This window comes from Shewanella carassii, assembly GCF_002777975.1.
Classification (GTDB): Bacteria; Pseudomonadota; Gammaproteobacteria; order Enterobacterales; family Shewanellaceae; genus Shewanella; species Shewanella carassii.
In genome coordinates this window covers 54,082-72,077 of sequence record NZ_NGVS01000033.1, presented here as the reverse complement: position 1 = coordinate 72,077, position 17,996 = coordinate 54,082, and the positions used below count along the sequence as shown (strand labels likewise).

Annotated in this window: 18 protein-coding genes; 9 read left to right on the top strand and 9 right to left on the bottom strand. The window is 53.0% G+C overall.

What is annotated here, in order from left to right:
- The first annotated feature begins 2 nt into the window (after positions 1 to 2).
- Entirely contained in the window at positions 3 to 422 is a 420-nt protein-coding gene (ruvX, locus tag CBE72_RS16520) for a Holliday junction resolvase RuvX (RefSeq protein ID WP_025009458.1), read from the top strand.
- 116 nt (positions 423 to 538) lie between these two features.
- Here ruvX and CBE72_RS16515 read toward each other — a convergent pair whose 3' ends face one another.
- The 7 genes from CBE72_RS16515 to CBE72_RS16485 all read right to left on the bottom strand — a co-directional run bounded on the left by CBE72_RS16515 (position 539) and on the right by CBE72_RS16485 (position 7,713).
- The gene (locus CBE72_RS16515) at positions 539 to 1,669 is read right to left on the bottom strand and encodes an aminotransferase class V-fold PLP-dependent enzyme (protein WP_100145126.1); all 1,131 of its coding nucleotides are present in this window, start codon (positions 1,667 to 1,669) and stop codon (positions 539 to 541) included.
- Between the two features lie 10 nt (positions 1,670 to 1,679).
- Positions 1,680 to 2,414, bottom strand: a complete 735-nt coding sequence (locus CBE72_RS16510) for a tryptophan 2,3-dioxygenase family protein (protein WP_100145124.1) — start codon at positions 2,412 to 2,414, stop codon at positions 1,680 to 1,682.
- 171 nt (positions 2,415 to 2,585) lie between these two features.
- A complete protein-coding gene (gene hemH / locus CBE72_RS16505) occupies positions 2,586 to 3,599 on the bottom strand; it encodes a ferrochelatase (protein WP_100145767.1) in 1,014 nt (337 codons plus the stop codon).
- Between the two features lie 34 nt (positions 3,600 to 3,633).
- On the bottom strand, positions 3,634 to 4,230 hold the full coding sequence (locus CBE72_RS16500) for a glutathione peroxidase (protein WP_100145122.1): 597 nt from the start codon (positions 4,228 to 4,230) through the stop codon (positions 3,634 to 3,636).
- 57 nt (positions 4,231 to 4,287) lie between these two features.
- A complete protein-coding gene (locus CBE72_RS16495) occupies positions 4,288 to 5,397 on the bottom strand; it encodes a hypothetical protein (RefSeq protein ID WP_100145121.1) in 1,110 nt (369 codons plus the stop codon).
- Positions 5,398 to 5,553: 156 nt separating this feature from the next.
- Positions 5,554 to 6,666 (bottom strand): PilT/PilU family type 4a pilus ATPase, encoded by a 1,113-nt coding sequence (locus CBE72_RS16490; protein ID WP_039034904.1) that lies wholly within the window; start codon positions 6,664 to 6,666, stop codon positions 5,554 to 5,556.
- A 9-nt stretch (positions 6,667 to 6,675) separates the two neighbouring features.
- Positions 6,676 to 7,713: a type IV pilus twitching motility protein PilT gene (locus CBE72_RS16485; RefSeq protein ID WP_025009461.1), complete on the bottom strand. Its 1,038-nt coding sequence runs from the start codon at positions 7,711 to 7,713 to the stop codon at positions 6,676 to 6,678.
- Between the two features lie 36 nt (positions 7,714 to 7,749).
- Between CBE72_RS16485 and CBE72_RS16480 the strand changes: the two genes are divergently transcribed.
- The 8 genes from CBE72_RS16480 (at position 7,750) to CBE72_RS16445 (ending at position 14,829) form a co-directional block, all read left to right on the top strand.
- Positions 7,750 to 8,445: a YggS family pyridoxal phosphate-dependent enzyme gene (locus tag CBE72_RS16480; RefSeq protein ID WP_100145119.1), complete on the top strand. Its 696-nt coding sequence runs from the start codon at positions 7,750 to 7,752 to the stop codon at positions 8,443 to 8,445.
- 132 nt (positions 8,446 to 8,577) lie between these two features.
- Entirely contained in the window at positions 8,578 to 9,396 is an 819-nt protein-coding gene (proC, locus tag CBE72_RS16475; RefSeq protein WP_100145117.1) for a pyrroline-5-carboxylate reductase, read from the top strand.
- A 23-nt stretch (positions 9,397 to 9,419) separates the two neighbouring features.
- Positions 9,420 to 9,971, top strand: a complete 552-nt coding sequence (locus CBE72_RS16470) for a YggT family protein (RefSeq protein ID WP_039034907.1) — start codon at positions 9,420 to 9,422, stop codon at positions 9,969 to 9,971.
- On the top strand, positions 9,971 to 10,258 hold the full coding sequence (gene yggU, locus CBE72_RS16465; RefSeq protein ID WP_100145115.1) for a DUF167 family protein YggU: 288 nt from the start codon (positions 9,971 to 9,973) through the stop codon (positions 10,256 to 10,258). The genes CBE72_RS16470 and yggU overlap by 1 nt, the downstream gene beginning before the upstream one ends.
- A 62-nt stretch (positions 10,259 to 10,320) precedes the next feature.
- Positions 10,321 to 10,755, top strand: a complete 435-nt coding sequence (locus tag CBE72_RS16460) for a DUF4426 domain-containing protein (protein WP_039034908.1) — start codon at positions 10,321 to 10,323, stop codon at positions 10,753 to 10,755.
- Between the two features lie 259 nt (positions 10,756 to 11,014).
- A complete protein-coding gene (gene rdgB, locus CBE72_RS16455) occupies positions 11,015 to 11,617 on the top strand; it encodes an RdgB/HAM1 family non-canonical purine NTP pyrophosphatase (protein ID WP_039034909.1) in 603 nt (200 codons plus the stop codon).
- Positions 11,617 to 12,753 (top strand): radical SAM family heme chaperone HemW, encoded by a 1,137-nt coding sequence (hemW, locus tag CBE72_RS16450; RefSeq protein ID WP_100145113.1) that lies wholly within the window; start codon positions 11,617 to 11,619, stop codon positions 12,751 to 12,753. Before rdgB ends, hemW begins: the two co-directional genes overlap by 1 nt.
- A 216-nt stretch (positions 12,754 to 12,969) precedes the next feature.
- Positions 12,970 to 14,829 (top strand): DUF885 domain-containing protein, encoded by a 1,860-nt coding sequence (locus CBE72_RS16445; protein ID WP_100145111.1) that lies wholly within the window; start codon positions 12,970 to 12,972, stop codon positions 14,827 to 14,829.
- A gap of 441 nt (positions 14,830 to 15,270) precedes the next feature.
- Here CBE72_RS16445 and CBE72_RS16440 read toward each other — a convergent pair whose 3' ends face one another.
- On the bottom strand, positions 15,271 to 16,218 hold the full coding sequence (locus CBE72_RS16440) for a LysR family transcriptional regulator (protein WP_039034912.1): 948 nt from the start codon (positions 16,216 to 16,218) through the stop codon (positions 15,271 to 15,273).
- A gap of 315 nt (positions 16,219 to 16,533) precedes the next feature.
- Positions 16,534 to 17,337 (bottom strand): YggN family protein, encoded by an 804-nt coding sequence (locus CBE72_RS16435; RefSeq protein WP_100145108.1) that lies wholly within the window; start codon positions 17,335 to 17,337, stop codon positions 16,534 to 16,536.
- Between the last annotated feature and the right edge of the window lie 659 nt (positions 17,338 to 17,996).

The following is a 17,996-nucleotide window of genomic DNA, read 5'->3' as shown; positions in this document are numbered from 1 at the left end:
AAATGACAGCAAAAACCGTACTGGGCTTCGATTTCGGCACTAAGAGCATAGGCATAGCCATAGGTCAGCAGTTGACCGGCAGTGCCAGCCCACTGACATCCATCAAGGCAGTGGATGGTATTCCCGATTGGCAGCAGATAGCGGCTTTAATCGAAGAATGGCAACCGGATCTCGTGGTGGTGGGACTGCCACTCAATATGGATGGCACAGAGCAGGAGATGACCCAGAGAGCCCGTAAGTTTGCCAACCGTATTGCCGGGCGTTTCGGTGTCAAGGTGGCCACCCAGGATGAACGCCTGACCACGGCCGATGCCAAGGCCAGATTATTTGAACTCGGTGGCTTCAAGGCGCTGACCAAGGGCCAGATCGATGCCGTCTCTGCTGTGCTGATCATCGAAAGCTATTTCGAGAACCAGTACTGAAACTTCAGCGGCTTAAAGACTCCCGGGGAGTTTAAGCCGCAGCTGGTCCAATCTTATTTCGGCTTCCTCAGGAATGAGTCCCATCTGGATCGGCCCTAGACCCTGCCCCCAAGCGATCAGGGCCTTTTGCCGGCCAACTGTCTGAGCCCCTGCAGCAAAACCTCCATATCCTCACCATCGGTATAGATATGCGGCGAAAAGCGAAAGCCAAATCTTGGGCGCAAGTCTGTCTTGATCCCCAATCTGTTGAACACTTGCTGCGCTGCCTGCCTATCGGCGAAATCGACTACCACAGTGCCACTGCGCTCGCCGCTGATATTGGGCGTTACCACCTTGAATTCATGACTCAGGGCACAATCCAGGATCCCCTGCCCCAGGCGCTGATTGTGTTGATAAATTTGACTATCGCCGAAAGCGCGCAGCTGCTGCAGTGACGCCGCCGCCAGCATGTAAGGCAATACGGAAGGCGTACCCCCCCAAAACCTTTTTGCTCCCTTGGCATAGCGAAAATCATGGATATCGAACTCAAACGGCGCCTCATGGGAGAACCATCCCAGATCCACAGGCTCCAGCGTCTGGGCCAACTTATCGCTGAGCCATAAAAAGGCCGCCCCCGGGCCAGCGCAACACCATTTAACGCAGGACCCCAAGACAGCATCAGCCTGCCACTGCCCCAAATCTATCGGTATGATTCCGAGAGACTGGGCAATGTCCACCACTGTCATTACTCCTAAGCTTCGGGCCAGAGCGCAAATTTCACTCACAGACTGTAACTGACCGTTTTCAGAAATGGCATGGGTGATAAAGGCCAGCGCCACATCCTCTCCCAAGGCCTGTTGCCACTGACTCAAAGACACCAGCCCGGCTTGCGGCTCAAGCAACTGCAGTCGGTAGCCCTTCTTCTCGGCCTGTTGCAGTACAAACCCCATGGAGGGGAAATCCAGTTCGGTGGCCAAGATCCGCTGACCGGGCTTGGCATTCGGCAGGGCGCCGACCAGCTTGGATAAAGCCGAAGAGAGATTCAGCTGCGGGCAAAAGCCACTGGCGGGAACTCGGGTCAGAGCCGCAAGTTGCTGCAAAAACAGCTCAACCCCCTCGAGCCACACAGGCCAGGCGTCACCGCCTTGATGCTTCCAGGCGCCGAGAAACTCGCTGACCGCAGCTTCGCAGCCCTTTGGCATGGCGCCCACAGAGTGGGACAAAAAATAGTGCCCTTCGGGCAGATGAAAACGCGATTTCAACGACATTCCAGGCTCCTCAGTCGGCAATCGAGTCGCGTTTGACACCGTAAACACCGCCCCAGATATCTGTCATCTGACCGCGAATTTGCCATAGTTTAGGGAAAAACTGCATCTTCATACCTGAGTTGAGGATTTCAGTGCTGCGCCCCTTCAGCGACATGCTGTCTATGCCTATGCTTCTGTGAATGAGTTTGATGTGATGGTAACGGAAGTGCTGAAACAGCTGGTCGTACTCTATCATGGCCTCGGCCACCATATAGCTTTCATCATGACGGTATTCACTGTTGTATATCTGCTCGACTGTCAGCCCCTTTTGCTCAAGGTAGACTCGCTCAAAAGTGAGCCACAGCGGCTTATAAAGCTGCAACAGGGTTCTGAATCCCGGTGACTCCTGACCGCTGCCGTTGCCAAGCTGCAGCCGAATGGCCTGATAATCCTTGATGGACATGGTATCAAGAATACTCAGTTGCTCGATAAGAAACCCCATCGCCTTATGTACCCGGGCAAACAGGGTCAACACCTTGAAGGTCTCCCCTGCAGCCATACGCTCATCAATCTCCAGCAGGGTGTAACAGATGAGCTTCATCCACAACTCCTCCGACTGATGCACTATTTGAAACTGCAACTCATCGGCGTTACACAGCTGCTCATAGGGCTTCTGACAGCTGAGCAATTTGGGAGTATTGAGGTACTTTTCATAATCCAGTCGACCCTCTCCGGCCATGCTGGCATATATCTGCTGGCGATCCATGATGCCTTATCCCTATTCTTGTGTTGTTAACCATAAATTAACATTCAACTTGCCAAGCTAAGGCATAGCGTGGCAGGCAACAAGGGCAGCGAAGCAATCCGCAAACAGCGGCAGTGTCAAATATTGTTGGCAGGGCTGCCGGACTGCAGCCCTGGATAGGGGGACGAGCGCTTACAGATAGGGACGAACCAACTCAGCCATCATCTCTATATGGCGCGGCCTGTCGTTGAGCGCCGCTATATAGCGGAATGACTTACCACCGGCCTGCTCGAAGAACTCACGGTTCTGCCCGGCAATCTCCTCCAGAGTTTCCAGGCAGTCGGCGCTGAATGCCGGACAGGCAACGGCTACATCTGTGATCCCCTGTTTTGGCAGAGCCATCATGGTTTCATCCGTGTAAGGGCCCAGCCATTTGGCCTTGCCGAAACGGGACTGGAAGCTGCTGATCACATCATCCTCTGCCAGCCCAAGACGCTCGGCCAACAATCTTGAGGTCTTGATACAGAAGCAGTAGTAAGGGTCGCCCAGCTTGAGATTCCGCTCCGGCATACCATGGTACGACAGCACCAGTTTCTGCGGTTTGCCGTGTTGGGCAAAGTCAGCTTCGATGGACTCGGCCAGCGCCTCGATAAACAGCGGATTATCATGGTAGGTATGGATAAAATGCAGCGACGGCAGGTAACGCCATTGAGTCAACTCTTTGGCTATAGCATCAAACGCAGAGCCCGTGGTAGGGCCAGCATATTGAGGATAGAGCGGCAGTACAACCAGTTTATCGACCCCTTGGTTGTGCAGGCGTTTGAGCACATCGCCCACCGCCGGGTTACCGTAACGCATCGCCAAGGCAACTTCGGCTTCAACACCTTCGGCCTTGAGCTTTTCTGCCAAGGCCCGGGTCTGGCGCTCACTGATATCCATCAGTGGCGAGCCCTTATCAGTCCACACCTCACGGTAAAGGGCCGCCGATTTGGCTGGCCTGACCCTGAGAATAATGCCATGGAGAATAAGCTTCCACAGCGCCTTGGGGATCTCCACCACCCTGGGATCGGAGAGAAATTCGGCCAGATAACGCCGCACCGCCGCGGGTGTCGGTGCGTCCGGCGTCCCCAGATTCAACAGCAATATCCCGGTTTTACCACGCCCGGCGTGGCCCTTGTCTTTATCAAGACCGATAAACTTAGCCAAAATCACCTCAGATAGAAAATCAATAAGTCAGATATTAAAGCACAGATTCAATCGCTTTGATCAATTCATCGCTATCGGGTTTAACTCTGGAGTTAAAGCTCTGCACCTGTTTCCCATCGCCACTGACCAGGTACTTGTAGAAGTTCCACTTGGGCGCGCCGGCCTGCTGCCCCAGATAAGCAAATACCGGGTTCACATCGCTGCCGCGAACCGCTGAAGTGGCCACCATGGTGAAGGTTACGCCATAGTTGATGTAACACACCTTGGCGGTATCTTTCTCTTGGTTTTCTTCCTGGAAGAAGTCATCGGATGGGAAACCTATCACCACCAGCCCACGCTCGCGGTAGCCCTTATGCAGGGCTTCAAGCGCCTTGAATTGAGGCGTAAAACCACAATTGCTGGCGGTATTGACCAGAAGCACAGGTTTACCTTGGGTAAGTTCACACAGGTCGACAGACTCCTGGGAATGGAGCTTTCTCAACTTGATATTGAGGTAATCGGGGCACTGACCGGCAACAGCCACCGTGGGTGCCAAAACCCATGCTGTAAAAGCCAAACCTGTCAAAGCCAGTCCCTTCAATGTCGGCAAGGTTAAATTCAATCTTGCCAGGGGCTTGAATGTCTTCAGCATAACACCTCCATTTGTTTGATCTCTTGTTTGCACTCTACAGCAGTTTAGCTTCAGCCGTTAAAAATAGAAGCCGACATTGATATTCAGCCTTGAATGCCAGCTGCTGTCGCCTTCGGCAATACCTATGCCGGGGCCGTTGACAAACCACATGTTTTTACCGGCGATCCAGTCCACGTAGGAGTAGAACTTACCGGCACTGATGGCACACCCTGTGACATTCTGCACCGAGTCATCCAACCCGGTCCCCGAAGCAAATACCTGGCTGTAGTCGTTATAACAGTTGAGCTGAGTAATAGGGCCCCAATCAACGTCTATGCTGCGCGACAGGTTAAATGTGAGCACATCAGCCTCGGCCGCTATCTCAAACGGATAGGCAAAAGCCGACAGCGCCAGACGCTCGCCGGGCATGTCATAGTCATAATGCAGATACTGCACCTGAGTCTGCCAGGCATGCCAATCCATTTGCCAATGGGCGGCTACCGCCAGGCCATCAGAGTCTTCACCGGCAACGGCGCCGGCCATTGGCTTGTAGTCCAAACGGCTGTATTGCACAGAGGCGCCCAGTTTATGGGCAAACTCGCCATACTTCAGGCTGCGCTCTACCCTGGCGTTAAACTGCCCTGCCTCTTCATAGGGGGCGTTTTCTGTGGTGGCGACATCGAAGGAATAGCGCTTGAAGCGGCTACCGTCGCCATATTCATCATTGGCAAACCAGGCGAGATCGTAGCGCCAGCCGTCCTTGTTGTACTGCCAGTGAATACCGGCATCATAGTCGTCTTCAAAGCCGAGATAATAAGTCGCGCCGAACCAGAAGGAATGAGCCGCATAGGGCAGCAAACCGAAAGGCACCTGGGTGACCCCGAGGCGAATGTCCGAGTTTTCTGAAAAACGATAGCCAAAGAAGGCATGCTGGATCACATCCTGATCCTGATACCAACGATACTGAGCCGATGCAAACAGTTCTCCGTTATCGTATTTGACATCGGCACGAAACAGCTCGAACTCTAACTTGGCATCGTCATCATAGTCTTTCCAGCCATAGTTGACTCGTACCGCTCCGCCGATATCCAGCTCGTCGGAAACCGGCACGGCCGCGGCCGGCAGAGAGAAACAACCGGCCAGCGCCAGCCCCAAAACTGAAAATAAAGTGGTTTGCTGCAATTGCATTCCCCTTTCATCCTTTCACAAAACAGGCGCAACACAATAACAAAACCGCCACCACTTTTCGAACAATCCACTCAATATCAACACAAAGGGCGTCAGAGTGACGCCCTTTCATCCAAGTAGAGTAGTTAAAATCCTACTGAAAACTGTATCAACCTATTAATCCATATCCAGGGTGACCCCCTCCATGAAACCTGAATTACCTGTGTCGTTGCTGTGGAGTTTAATCATCAGTCGCAGGTCGTTCGGCGAGTCGGCATGATGCAGTGCATCGGCGTAACTGATCTCCCCTTCACAGTAGAGCTTGAACAGCGCCTGATCGAAGGTTTGCATCCCCTGCTCGTTGGACTTGGCCATGGTCTCTTTAAGCACGTGCAGCTCGTTCTTTTGAATAAGACTGGCCACCCTGGGAGTGTTAATCAACACTTCGATGGCGGCGCGCCGACCGCTGCCGTCCACCTTGGGCACCAGCTGCTGGGCCACAATACCGCGCAAGTTAAGCGACAGGTCAAACAGCAGTTGTTGGTGCTTACTCTCTGGCACCAGGTGCATGATGCGATCCAGCGCCTGGTTGGCGTTGTTGGCGTGCAGGGTTGCCATACACAAGTGGCCGGTTTCTGCGAACGACAGGGCAAACTCCATGGTTTCCTGGGTACGGATCTCACCGATAAGGATAACGTCCGGCGCCTGGCGCAATGAGCTCTTGAGCGCCGCATCAAACGACTCGGTATCTATACCCACTTCCCGCTGGGTGATAATGCTCTTGCCGTGTTGGTGAACAAATTCCACCGGATCTTCGATGGTGAGTATGTGTCCCCTGGCATTGGCATTACGGTAACCGATAAGTGCCGCCAGTGAGGTGGACTTACCCGTACCTGTTCCCCCTACCATAATCACCAACCCACGCTTGCTCATCACCAAGTCTTTGAGGATGGGCGGCAGATACAGCTGCTCCACAGTAGGGATCTTGGTTTCGATGCGCCGCATCACGCAGCCCGCCGACTCCCGTTGCCAGAAGGCACTGACCCGGAAACGCCCCAGCTCCTTGGCGCCCACGGCAAAGTTACATTCACGGGTCTCGTGAAACTCTTTTTTCTGCTCCGGCGTCATCAAAGATTCGACAAACTCCAGCGACTGCGCCGGGGTAAAGGCGTTTTCCGCCAAGGGTCTGAGTTCACCGTCCACCTTGGCACTGGGAGGAAAGGCGGCGGTAATAAAGAGATCCGAGGCCTTGCGCTCCACCATAGCCTTGAGAAAAGGTCTGACGTCCATGGGGACTCCTTAGAAATTCGCTTGTTTGTTGGAACTCTTGGCCATGGCATCCTCCCGACTGATCAAGCCGCGATTCACCAGGTTCTGCAGGCTCTGCTCCAAGGTTTGCATGCCATGAGCCATACCGGTTTGGATAGCAGAATACATCTGTGCCACCTTGTCCTCACGGATAAGGTTACGGATAGCCGGGGTTCCCATCATGATCTCATGGGCCGCCACCCGGCCGCCGCCAACTTTCTTGATCAGGGTCTGGGAGATAACCGCCTGCAACGACTCAGACAACATGGTACGCACCATGTCCTTCTCGCCTGCGGGGAATACGTCAACCACACGGTCAATGGTCTTGGCCGCCGAGGTGGTGTGCAAGGTACCGAACACCAGGTGGCCGGTTTCTGCTGCTGTCATCGCCAGGCGTATGGTTTCCAAATCCCGCATCTCACCGACCAGGATGACATCCGGGTCTTCACGCAGGGCGCTTCTGAGGGCGGCGTTAAAGCTGTGGGTATGGCGGTGCACTTCCCGCTGGTTGATAAGGCATTGCTTGTTTTGGTGCACGAATTCGATAGGGTCTTCGATGGTGAGAATATGATCGTGGCGGTTCTCATTGACGTAATCTATCATCGCCGCCAGGGTGGTACTCTTACCCGAACCTGTCGGGCCGGTTACCAGCACCAAGCCGCGAGGATATGAAGCGATTTTCTTGAAGATTTCCGGCGCGCCCAGTTGCTCCAAAGTCAAAATGTCGCTGGGAATAGTACGAAAAACCGCGGCGGCGCCGCGGGACTGATTGAAGGCATTGACACGAAAACGCGCCAGATTGGGAACTTCAAAGGAAAAGTCGATTTCCAGAAACTCTTCATAATCCTTACGCTGCTTGTCATTCATTATGTCGTAGACAAGTCTGTGAACCCCTTGGTGATCAAGCGCAGGGACATTAATCTTTCTGACCTCGCCATCGACGCGTATCATGGGAGGTACACCGGCCGAAAGGTGCAGATCCGAAGCGTTATGCTTTACACTAAAGGCCAATAATTCAGTGATTTCCATAGTTTGGGATATCCGTTCAACCAAAAAGTTTACATCATGACAACAATAGCAGACAGACTGGCACTAGCCCAGCGCAGGATAGCTCAAGCGGCGCAAATTTCGTCCCGAAATGCAAGCGAGATCAAGCTGCTGGCTGTCAGCAAGACCAAACCGGTCGCCGACATTGAACAAGCTTATGCCGCCGGGCAACGTTGCTTTGGCGAAAACTATGTCCAGGAGGGGCAACTGAAAGCCATGGAATTGGCACAGCGCTGTCCCGATATAGAATGGCACTTTATCGGCCCGTTGCAATCCAATAAATCAAGAATTGTCGCCGAGCACTTCCATTGGATGCACACCCTGGAGCGGGAAAAGATCGCCCGCCGCCTGTCGGAGCAGCGCCCTGAAGGCATGCCTCCACTGGAAATCTGCATTCAAATCAATGTTTCGGGTGAGAGTTCCAAAGCAGGAATAGCAACACAGAGCGAAATGTTTGAGCTGGCGAGCCTGGTGGACTCATTGCCCAACCTCAAACTCAGGGGACTGATGACAATTCCCAGTGCCGGTGAAGGTCCAAGGCTTGAGGCGGAGCTGTCGCACATGCAGCAACTGTTTGCCGAACTGAAGCTCAAGTTTCCACAGGTAGATACCCTGTCCATGGGTATGAGTCAGGATCTTGAGCTCGCCATCGCCAAGGGCTCTACCATGGTCAGAGTCGGCAGCGCTATTTTCGGCGAGCGTAACTACGGCTGATAAACCAGCCAATAAGATCTGAGATTGGCCGCTGAGACCTTGTTTTTGATAGTATTGGCCCAAATACTAATATCTCCCGCACGGTCAAAGCCGATGCGGGATACACTCCAATCACAAGTGACAGGGGACAGCATGGCTCAAAAGAAAATCTGTTTTATCGGCGCCGGCAATATGAGCCGCAGTATCATCAGCGGGCTGGTGGGCAGCGGTTATCCGGCTGAATTGATCCAGGCCAGCAACCCAAGTACAGCTAAACTCGATGCCCTCAAGTGCGATTTTGGCATCCTCACCACCACAGACAACCAAGCCGCCTGTGACTGGGCCGATATCATAGTGCTGTCGGTCAAACCGCAACTGATGCAACAGGTGTGTGAGCAACTGGCAACACTGCCGCTGGCCGATAAGCTGTTTATTACCATAGCGGCAGGGATCCCGGCCGCCAGATACAATGACTACTTCGGCCAACAGATTAAGCTTATCCGCACTATGCCCAACACCCCAACCCAACTTGGCTGTGGCATGACAGGCCTTTATGCCGCAAGTGGGGTTGAGCAGGCGGATAAAGATCTTTGTCAGCAGATTATGGCCAGTGGCGGCGAGACCCTGTGGGTAGACAAAGAAGCGGATCTCAATTTGGTGATCGCCTTGGCAGGCAGCTCTCCGGCCTATTTTTTCCTGTTTATGGAAGGCATGATGGATGCGGCCAAAGAACTGGGGCTAGATGAATCCAAGGCCAGGTTACTGGTGCAGCAGGCGGCGCTGGGTGCCTCACAGATGGTGATTCAAAATCCTCAGCTGAGCGCCGGCCAACTGCGGCAGAATGTCACCTCCAAGGGCGGTACCACCCATGAAGCGGTGGAAACCTTCCAACAGGGTGATCTCAAGGGACTGATCAAGCAAGCAATGAACAACTGTATTGCCAGGGCTGAAGCCATGGCCAAAGAATTCTAAACGACCCAAGAGCGAAACTTTTCATGAATGACGCATTGATTTACCTGATTACAGTCGTATTCGACCTCTATTTTATGGTAGTCATACTGAGGATCTGGCTGCAGTTGGTGCGGGCAGATTTTTATAACCCCTTCAGCCAGTTTATCGTCAAGGCCACCCACCCGATTGTGGCGCCCATGCGGCGGATACTGCCCTCCATAGGCAGTCTGGATACGGCCTCTGTGGTGCTGGCTCTGCTGGTGGTGGTGGTCAAAATACTCTTGCTGACCCTGATGGCGGGCCAGGAGTTCAACCTGGTTGCCACCTTGATGTTTGCGCTGGTGTCCTTGTTTAAAAAGGCTGGGGTATTGCTGTTCTGGATCCTGATCATCCGCGCCATCCTCAGTTGGGTCAGCCAGGGCCGCAATCCGATTGAGTATGTGATGATGCAGTTGACCGAGCCACTGCTGGCGCCTATTCGCCGCTTCCTGCCGCCCATGGGCGGGCTGGACTTGTCGCTGCTGGTGCTGATGGTGTTGATGAATTTCATTAACATACTGCTGGCCAAGACAATTCCTTTCTGGGCCATTGCCTGATGAAAGCTGTTAGCTGGGAGCAGCAGGATCTGCTGCTCAATCTCTATATCCAGCCCAAGGCCAGCCGGGATCAACTGGTTGGCCTGCATGGTGAAGAGTTCAAGGTGGCCATTACCGCGCCACCTGTGGACGGCAAGGCCAACGCCCACCTGACCAAGTATCTGTCCAAGGCCTTCAAGGTGCCCAAGGGGCAGATAGTCATAGTCAAGGGAGAGCTGGGCCGCCATAAGCAGGTGCGTATTGAAGCGCCCAAAATACTGCCCACTGAAATCGAGGCCTTGCTCTGATGCCATGGCAGCAGACAAGGGACTATAATCAATTCAACACACTTAACCTCAGGTAAAGCATTATGTTGCGCAAATTTTTGACCCTGCTTTTGTGCCTCGGCTCTCTGGCCGGTGTCGCTCAGGCCGAACAGAAGCAGGCCGTCGGCCATTTCGATATCCACTATATGGCGCTGGGCAGCACCTTTTTGACCCCATCCATCGCCAAGAACTATGGCATAGAACGCAGCCGTTATACGGGTATCATCAATATCGCCGTACTGGATACCAGTGAAGAGGGCAATCCGGCAGTACCGGTCGAGATATCCGGCCTGGCCAACAATCTTATCGATGCCAGAATGCAGTTGAAATTCCGCGAAATTCGCGAGGGTGATGCCATCTACTATATTGCCGAGGTGCCCTATCGCGACGATCAGGAGATTAACTTTCAAATCCTGATCAAACACGGCAACGAGCTCAACACCACTCTGACCTTCAAACAGAAATTCTACGTCGATTGAGCGGTACATTCCGTCAATAGAGCGCCGCCGAATAAGCGGCGTTTTTTTATGGCCGCCCCGAGTGGCTATTGACCGCCGGCTTAAAGAAGCGACATTGGCCATTCGGGCTCACACCAGATTGGCCTAGACCAATGTCGATTGCTACCGATAAACCTTCCACTGCTCTACTTGTTTTCACGCCTTTTCATTGTCGCTGAGTGAGTAAACTCTTTTGCAAAATGGTACTATTGCTGGCATTGCGAAATAAGGAAAATCCAAGATGAAACAGATAGTGCTTGCCAGTGGCAACAAGGGAAAACTCAAAGAATTCGCCGAGATGTTCAGCGCCTTCAATATTGAGGTGTTGCCACAAAACCAATTCGACGTGCCTGAAGTGGCAGAAACCGGCACCACTTTTGTTGAAAATGCCATTATCAAGGCGCGCCATGCCGCCGAAATCACCGGCTTGCCCGCTATCGCCGATGACTCCGGCCTCGAAGTTGATGCTCTGGACGGCGCTCCCGGCATCTATTCCGCCCGTTACAGTGGCACCAACGCCTCGGATGAAGGTAACTACAACAAGCTGCTTGGCGCCATAGAGGCAACGCCAGCCCCCCGTACCGCCCGTTTCCAGTGCGTGCTTGTGTATATGCGTCATGCCAAGGATCCGACTCCCATCATCTGCCAGGCCGCTTGGGAAGGGGAAATAGGTTTTGAACCCAAGGGCAACAACGGCCATGGTTATGATCCCGTATTCATTCCCTGTGGTTACCAGCAAACTGCCGCCGAGCTCAGCAGTGATGAAAAGAACCACCTCAGCCACAGAGGCAAGGCGCTGAAATTGCTGCTTGAAGCCTTCAAACAACAGGGGATCCTCGGCTGATGCTGACGCTGCCACCGCTGAGTCTCTATATTCATATTCCCTGGTGTGTGCAGAAATGCCCTTACTGTGATTTTAACTCTCACGGAAAACAGGGTGAGCTGCCGCAGCAAGAATATGTCGATGCCCTGCTTGGCGATCTCGACGCCGACCTGCACTATGTTCAAGGCCGGCAACTGCACAGCATCTTTATCGGTGGCGGCACCCCCTCTCTGTTCGATGCTGCCCAGATAGGCAGGCTGCTGCAAGGCGTGAACCGGCGCATTGCCTTTACCGATGACATAGAGATCACCATGGAGGCCAACCCAGGCACTCTGGAACATGATGACTTCAGCGCTTACCGCGCCGCAGGTGTCACTCGCCTCTCCATCGGTGTGCAGAGCTTTGCCAAAGACAAGCTCAACCTGCTGGGGCGAATTCACGGCAAGGATGAAGCAGTCAACGCCGCCAAAGGCGTTGCCGCAGCCGGATACCAGAGCTTTAACCTGGATCTGATGCACGGTCTGCCGAACCAGAGCTTTGAAGAGGCCATGGCCGATATCGACACGGCGGCGGCGCTCAATCCTCCGCACCTGTCCTGGTATCAGCTCACCATAGAGCCCAATACCCTGTTTCATTCACGCCCGCCGCAGCTGCCGGACGATGAAGCGCTTTGGCACATCTATGAACAGGGCCAGCAAAGACTTGCAGCCCTTGGCTACCAGCAGTATGAAATATCCGCCTACGCCAAACCCGGTTTTCAGTGCCGCCATAACCTCAACTATTGGGAATTCGGTGATTATCTGGGAATTGGTTGCGGCGCCCACGGCAAGCTGACGCTACCGGAGCAGGACCGCATAGTACGCACGGTAAAGATAAAACATCCAAAGGGCTATTTGGCCACAGAGGATTATCTATTTGAGGTAAGTGATGTACTGCCCAAAGACAGGGCGCTGGAGTACCTGATGAACAGGCTGCGACTGATGAGCCCCATCCCCTGGAGCGAATTTGAAGCGCGCACCGGCGTTGCGGCCAACACCCTGGATAAAGGCATGCAGCAGGCTGCCGAGCGCGGGCTGGTAGAGATCACTCCCGGCTACTGGACGCTCTCCAACAAGGGACATATGTTCGTCAACGATCTGCTATCGCAGTTTTGTTAACTCCATCTCTTATTAGCCTCCTCTTGCTGCTGCCAAAGCGAAAGCAGCAAGAGGAAATATTTTCTAACATTTACGCCAATACTTAATTACTCAACTTCATTAGGATGAACTTCTTTAGACGCAAATGAGCCATAGCAGTCGCGGTTTCTGTGCGTCTTTCCTGACTCGGGCCATCGTCATCCGGCCTGCCATTGCCAAGCAAAAAGGAAGTTGTCCATGCCTATAACCATAAGAAAAAGTCTGTTGACGCTGGCCCTTGGCGCCGTTTTAAGCAGCAGTTATCCCCTTCTCGCCCAAGCCTCCGTCTCAGGGCAGAGTAACCAAGCATCAAACCTGGCTCCTGAGGTCATCAAAGCCGAATCCGCCAAAGCCAACGCCCTGTTTGAAGCCATCTTCAACGAGGATGTCGCCGCCAGCCCGGTGCGGCAGACCTTTCTTGGTATCAAAACAGATTACGGCAAGTGGGACTCGCTGGGAGATGCGGCCGATGATGCCGCGCTTGCTCGCGCCAAACAGCAGCTTGAGCGTCTGTCACTACTGGATCCGACAAAGTTGGACCCACAGAGCAAGTTGAGCCTGGAGCTGTTGACCGCCAAGCTGCAACGCCAGATCCGCGATGATAAGTTCCGCCACTACAACTACCCGGTCAACCAGATGTACGGCATCCACTCGCTGGTGCCTTCATTGTTGATAAACCAACACTCGATAGCCGACGAAGCCGATGCCCGCGCCTATATCAGCCGTATAGCCGGAGTTCCTGAGCTGTTCGAGCAGCTGATCACCGCCCTCGAGGTTCGCGCCGAGGAAGGCATAATCGCCCCCAAGTTCGTATTCCCCTATGTGCTTTCAGACAGTCGCAATATTATTCATGGCGCGCCGTTTGATGGTGAGCCGGACAGCGCCATCTGGGCCGACTTCAAGGGCAAGTTGGCAAAAATCAAGCTGGATGAAGACACCCAAGACAAACTGCTGGATCAAGCCGCCATAGCCCTCAAAGAACAATTGAGGCCAGCTTACCAAAAGCTGATTGCCTATCTCGAAACCTTGGAAAAACGGGCCGACAGCAGAGATGGAGTCTGGAAATTCCCGAGCGGCAGCGCCTTCTATAACAATGCCCTGGCCAATACCACCACCACAGAGATGAGCGCCGATACCATTCATCAATTAGGACTGGACGAGGTCGCCAGGATCCACGGCGAAATGCGCGCCATCATGGACAAAGTTGGCTTCAAGGGCGATCTCAAAGCCTTCTTCGAGTTTATGCGCCAGAATGAGGGCTTCTACTTCCCGGACAATGACGCCGGCCGCCGGGCCTACCTGAGAGAGGCCACCGCCCTTATCGATAACATGAACTCGCGCCTAGATGAAGTATTCAAGGTAAAACCCAAAGCGCCTTTGATAGTCAAACAGGTGGAAGCCTTCAGGGAGAAGTCTGCCGGCAAGGCTTTCTACAACCAGCCCTCGGCCGATGGCAGTCGCCCGGGAACTTACTATGCCAACCTCTATGACATAATGGCTATGCCCAAATACCAAATGGAGGCACTGGCCTACCATGAAGGGCTCCCCGGGCATCACATGCAGATAGCCATAGCCCAGGAACTGGAAGGACTTCCCAGCTTCCGTCGCTTCGGCTCTTACACGGCTTATATCGAGGGCTGGGGCCTTTACAGTGAGTACTTCCCCAAGGAGATGGGGCTTTACAGCGATCCCTACTCAGACTTTGGCAGATTAGCGATGGAACTATGGCGCTCCTGCCGTTTGGTGGTAGATACCGGGATCCATGCCAAGAAATGGACTCGAGAGCAAGCCATAGCCTATTACATGGATAACACTCCCAATGCCGAATCTGACGCAGTAAAAATGGTTGAGCGGCACATAGTTATGCCCTCGCAGGCAACCGCTTACAAGGTGGGGATGAACAAGATACTTGCGCTTAGAACCTACGCCAAGGAGGCGCTGGGTGAGCGTTTCGACATTCGCGCCTTCCACACTCTGGTCTTGAAAAACGGCCCCTTGCCGCTGAATGTACTGGAGCAGGAGGTAAAAGACTGGGTAGCCGCGCAAAGCCAGGCTTGAAACTGAATCAACTGCCGCTCCCGTGAGCGGCTTTTTATGCGCTTGATTCCGTCCTGAAAACAGACATAAAAATACCCCGGCCACCTGGGCCGGGGTAAACCAAAATCAGGATGATGGTTTTAAGGCCGACATTGTTTTAGTTCGAAAACCTGGGTCGGCATTGATAAGGGCTTAACACTCTGTGCTGAACCAAGCAGTCTACAGCAGGAGGGGTCAGTCCCGCGGCACACCCGTATGTTAGTTCCACCCGAATCAACTGCAATCATTGTATTGATTTCAGAACAGACTGCAACTGAGTTATTAAAAAATCTTTAAAGGCCATCAAACAATAAAGCGGTTAAAAAACCAATAAAACCCCAACATCCATATGATATATAAACAAAAAACACTCAAGCGGAACTTGAGTGTTTTTCATTGTTCTATTATAAGAACGATATTTCTTTATTTTTCCTGGCGTTGGGCAAACAGATCTGCATATTTTTTGTCCCAATAAGGTGGCGTACCTATATGATCCTTGATGAACTCGATAAAGGCACTCACCTTGGGGGCCAAGTGTTTACGTCTGGGATAAACCGCCTGCAGCGGCAGATGATGAGTCAGTTGCCAATCGGGAAGTAGGGGCACCAAAGTACCTTTTTCTATTTCATCTTCCAGCAGATAGCTGGCGAGATAAACCACCCCAAGCCCACTGACAGCAGCAGACTTGAGCGCCGGCGCATTGTCGACTCTGAAATTACCCGAAACCCCTATCTCACAGTAGTCATCGCCCTTCTTGAATTGCCAGACGCTGTGCTCATGCCATTCACCGTGGTAAACCAAACAGTTGTGCTCCACCAGCTGCTCCGGCCGGGCCGGCATACCGTGAGCTGCAACATACCCGGGGGATGCCACCAGCAGGAACTGACACTTCATCAGCGGGCGGGCCACCATCCCCAGAGGCAGTTGCTCTGACATGGTCAGCAGCAGATCCAGGCCTTCACTGACCACATCAACCTTATGGTCCAACAGGCTCACCTGCAGCTCGAGATCCGGATGACGGGTCATAAACTCGGGCAATGCCGGAATAATATGCATGGTGCCGAATGACTGGGAGATACCTACCTTGAGCACGCCTCGGGTGGCATCATTGAGGTTGTGCACACTGGCCACCGCCTGATCCGCATCCCGGAGCAGTTCTTCCCCCTGCACATACAGCAGATTACCGGCTTCGGTGAGGCTTAAGCTACGGGTCGTTCGCTGGATCAACTGGATCCCGAGTTTATGTTCAAGATCGGCAACCTGGGTACTGACCTTGGATTTGGATATTCCAAGCCTACGCGCCGCGGCACTGAAGCTGCCGGCACGGGCGACATGAGTGAAAATAGCGATAGGTTCTAACAGTTCTAACATGAAAGTCGCCTTAAGCCGTTTACAACACTGGTAAAAGCTTTCCTGGAAAAGCGACGGGCCTCACCGTCAAGACCCCATAATGGGGTGTGGGCTGCCGGGTTTTGGAAAGCGCACTGGGTAGAGTCACTGAGTCCTGACTTGGGTGCCAGTTTGATTATTTTTGCGAAGTATACCAATTCTTTGTTATTGACTCTAATCCAAGGACAGCCTTGAGCCAAAAAAACCGCCGCAGTGATGACATAATCGACAGACAATCAATAAAAAGCCCCTGTATCAAGGGAGGGGAAGATACAGGGGGAATCACCAACTTAAATCTTATTGCTGCAGTTCAACCTTGCCGGACAGTACCTGGAATTCGCCCAGCTCAGGGATCTGCTTGCGTAACTTGTCTTCCAGCACCAGCAAACGTTGGAAGTTGTCGCAAAGCGCGTCGGCTCTCTGTTCCATCTCCTGGGCGCGGGACTCCATTTGCACTTCAATATCCCTGCCCATCTTTTCCATCTTCTGGCTGAAGGCATTGATCTTCTCATCAAAGGTTTCGCCCTCACCTGACATCATGGCGCTGCCCATGGCCATCATCAAACTGCCTAGCGACTGCTGTACCAGTTGCTCTATCTCTTTGGAAAACTCATCACCAAAGGCGTTTTCCAGCGATTCTTCAGTGGCCCCGAGGAAGTACTGGTCACCATTGCGATGAGCCACTTCATAGACTCGCTGTTGCAGACTGCCCATGGTTTCATCCAACTTGGCACCGGCGGCATCACCCAAGAGTGGTGTCAGAGCCATGCTCACGGCCTCGCTCGCCATGGTGACGGCATCGTCCACCAAAGAGATGACTTCGGGTAACTGCTGAGCCATGGCATCCGAGTACTCGTTGACAAGCTTGCTCTGCTCGGCATTCAAGGCCACCTCTTCACCTTCCACATAGAGGCGACCCGGCTCAATTCGATAGTGTTCTTTCCCTTGATTACTGACGCTCAGCTTCTTGGGTTCCAGTGAGATGTCGTAGTTGAGCGACATCTCGCATTGCTCATCTCTTGGCTCAAAGTTGATCGCCATAGCAGGCGCCGCCGCAAACAGTGCACACACCAAAGATAATCCACCAATCGCTTGTTTCATTCTGTCTTCCCTCTCGTTTTAATCTGCCGAGTAAACTTGGTTACCGCTTATGGCTCAGAATAAAGCAGACTTTGTGCCAAAGTTATAATTAACTGATACTAAAGGAATTAACATCAAGCAAGGCTGTAAAACATGAAAATCCACCATCTGCGAGTGGCAAATTTTGCCAACTTGTAGCCGTTATGATGAATAAGACACAAGAAACCAAAGAAAGGTTTAACAGGGAATACTCAGGATGGCCTAGACCGTTCCTTTTCTTCACTGCATTCGGGATTAAAAGCCATAATCGCCGCTGCGCCAGCAGCCTAAAGTCGTGGAGCAAGTGCATCCATGCACAATGGCCAGGTCGCCCCTTCGAACCAATTGGCAACAATGCCAGCGACGGCTCCAAAGGGGACCTGGTGCAATTCTGTGAGAGTTAACTTGTTTGAAGCGACCTATATGCCCGCAGACATACACCTCATTTTCAGGCACAGGCGGAACTGTGACCGTCGAAAACAAGGATGTTTTCGTCGAGGCTACAAGGACGTATTAACGCCGAGTCACAGGATCGCCTGTGCATAAGCCTGCGGCAGGCAATGAGCAACATCCGTCGCCGGAGGCCCTGCCAATACTAATTAGTAACTTTTAGCTGGAAGCCATGATAGCCGCTGTGCCAG

Bases quoted from the DNA above. Each gene is read 5' to 3' on its own strand.
- ruvX (WP_025009458.1), top strand. From the start codon at position 3: ATGACAGCAAAAACCGTACTGGGCTTCGATTTCGGCACTAAGAGCATA.
- CBE72_RS16515 (WP_100145126.1), bottom strand. From the start codon at position 1,669: ATGTCGTTGAAATCGCGTTTTCATCTGCCCGAAGGGCACTATTTTTTG.
- CBE72_RS16510 (WP_100145124.1), bottom strand. From the start codon at position 2,414: ATGGATCGCCAGCAGATATATGCCAGCATGGCCGGAGAGGGTCGACTG.
- CBE72_RS16500 (WP_100145122.1), bottom strand. From the start codon at position 4,230: ATGCTGAAGACATTCAAGCCCCTGGCAAGATTGAATTTAACCTTGCCG.
- CBE72_RS16495 (WP_100145121.1), bottom strand. From the start codon at position 5,397: ATGCAATTGCAGCAAACCACTTTATTTTCAGTTTTGGGGCTGGCGCTG.
- CBE72_RS16490 (WP_039034904.1), bottom strand. From the start codon at position 6,666: ATGGACGTCAGACCTTTTCTCAAGGCTATGGTGGAGCGCAAGGCCTCG.
- CBE72_RS16485 (WP_025009461.1), bottom strand. From the start codon at position 7,713: ATGGAAATCACTGAATTATTGGCCTTTAGTGTAAAGCATAACGCTTCG.
- CBE72_RS16480 (WP_100145119.1), top strand. From the start codon at position 7,750: ATGACAACAATAGCAGACAGACTGGCACTAGCCCAGCGCAGGATAGCT.
- proC (WP_100145117.1), top strand. From the start codon at position 8,578: ATGGCTCAAAAGAAAATCTGTTTTATCGGCGCCGGCAATATGAGCCGC.
- CBE72_RS16470 (WP_039034907.1), top strand. From the start codon at position 9,420: ATGAATGACGCATTGATTTACCTGATTACAGTCGTATTCGACCTCTAT.
- yggU (WP_100145115.1), top strand. From the start codon at position 9,971: ATGAAAGCTGTTAGCTGGGAGCAGCAGGATCTGCTGCTCAATCTCTAT.
- CBE72_RS16460 (WP_039034908.1), top strand. From the start codon at position 10,321: ATGTTGCGCAAATTTTTGACCCTGCTTTTGTGCCTCGGCTCTCTGGCC.
- rdgB (WP_039034909.1), top strand. From the start codon at position 11,015: ATGAAACAGATAGTGCTTGCCAGTGGCAACAAGGGAAAACTCAAAGAA.
- hemW (WP_100145113.1), top strand. From the start codon at position 11,617: ATGCTGACGCTGCCACCGCTGAGTCTCTATATTCATATTCCCTGGTGT.
- CBE72_RS16445 (WP_100145111.1), top strand. From the start codon at position 12,970: ATGCCTATAACCATAAGAAAAAGTCTGTTGACGCTGGCCCTTGGCGCC.
- CBE72_RS16440 (WP_039034912.1), bottom strand. From the start codon at position 16,218: ATGTTAGAACTGTTAGAACCTATCGCTATTTTCACTCATGTCGCCCGT.
- CBE72_RS16435 (WP_100145108.1), bottom strand. From the start codon at position 17,337: ATGAAACAAGCGATTGGTGGATTATCTTTGGTGTGTGCACTGTTTGCG.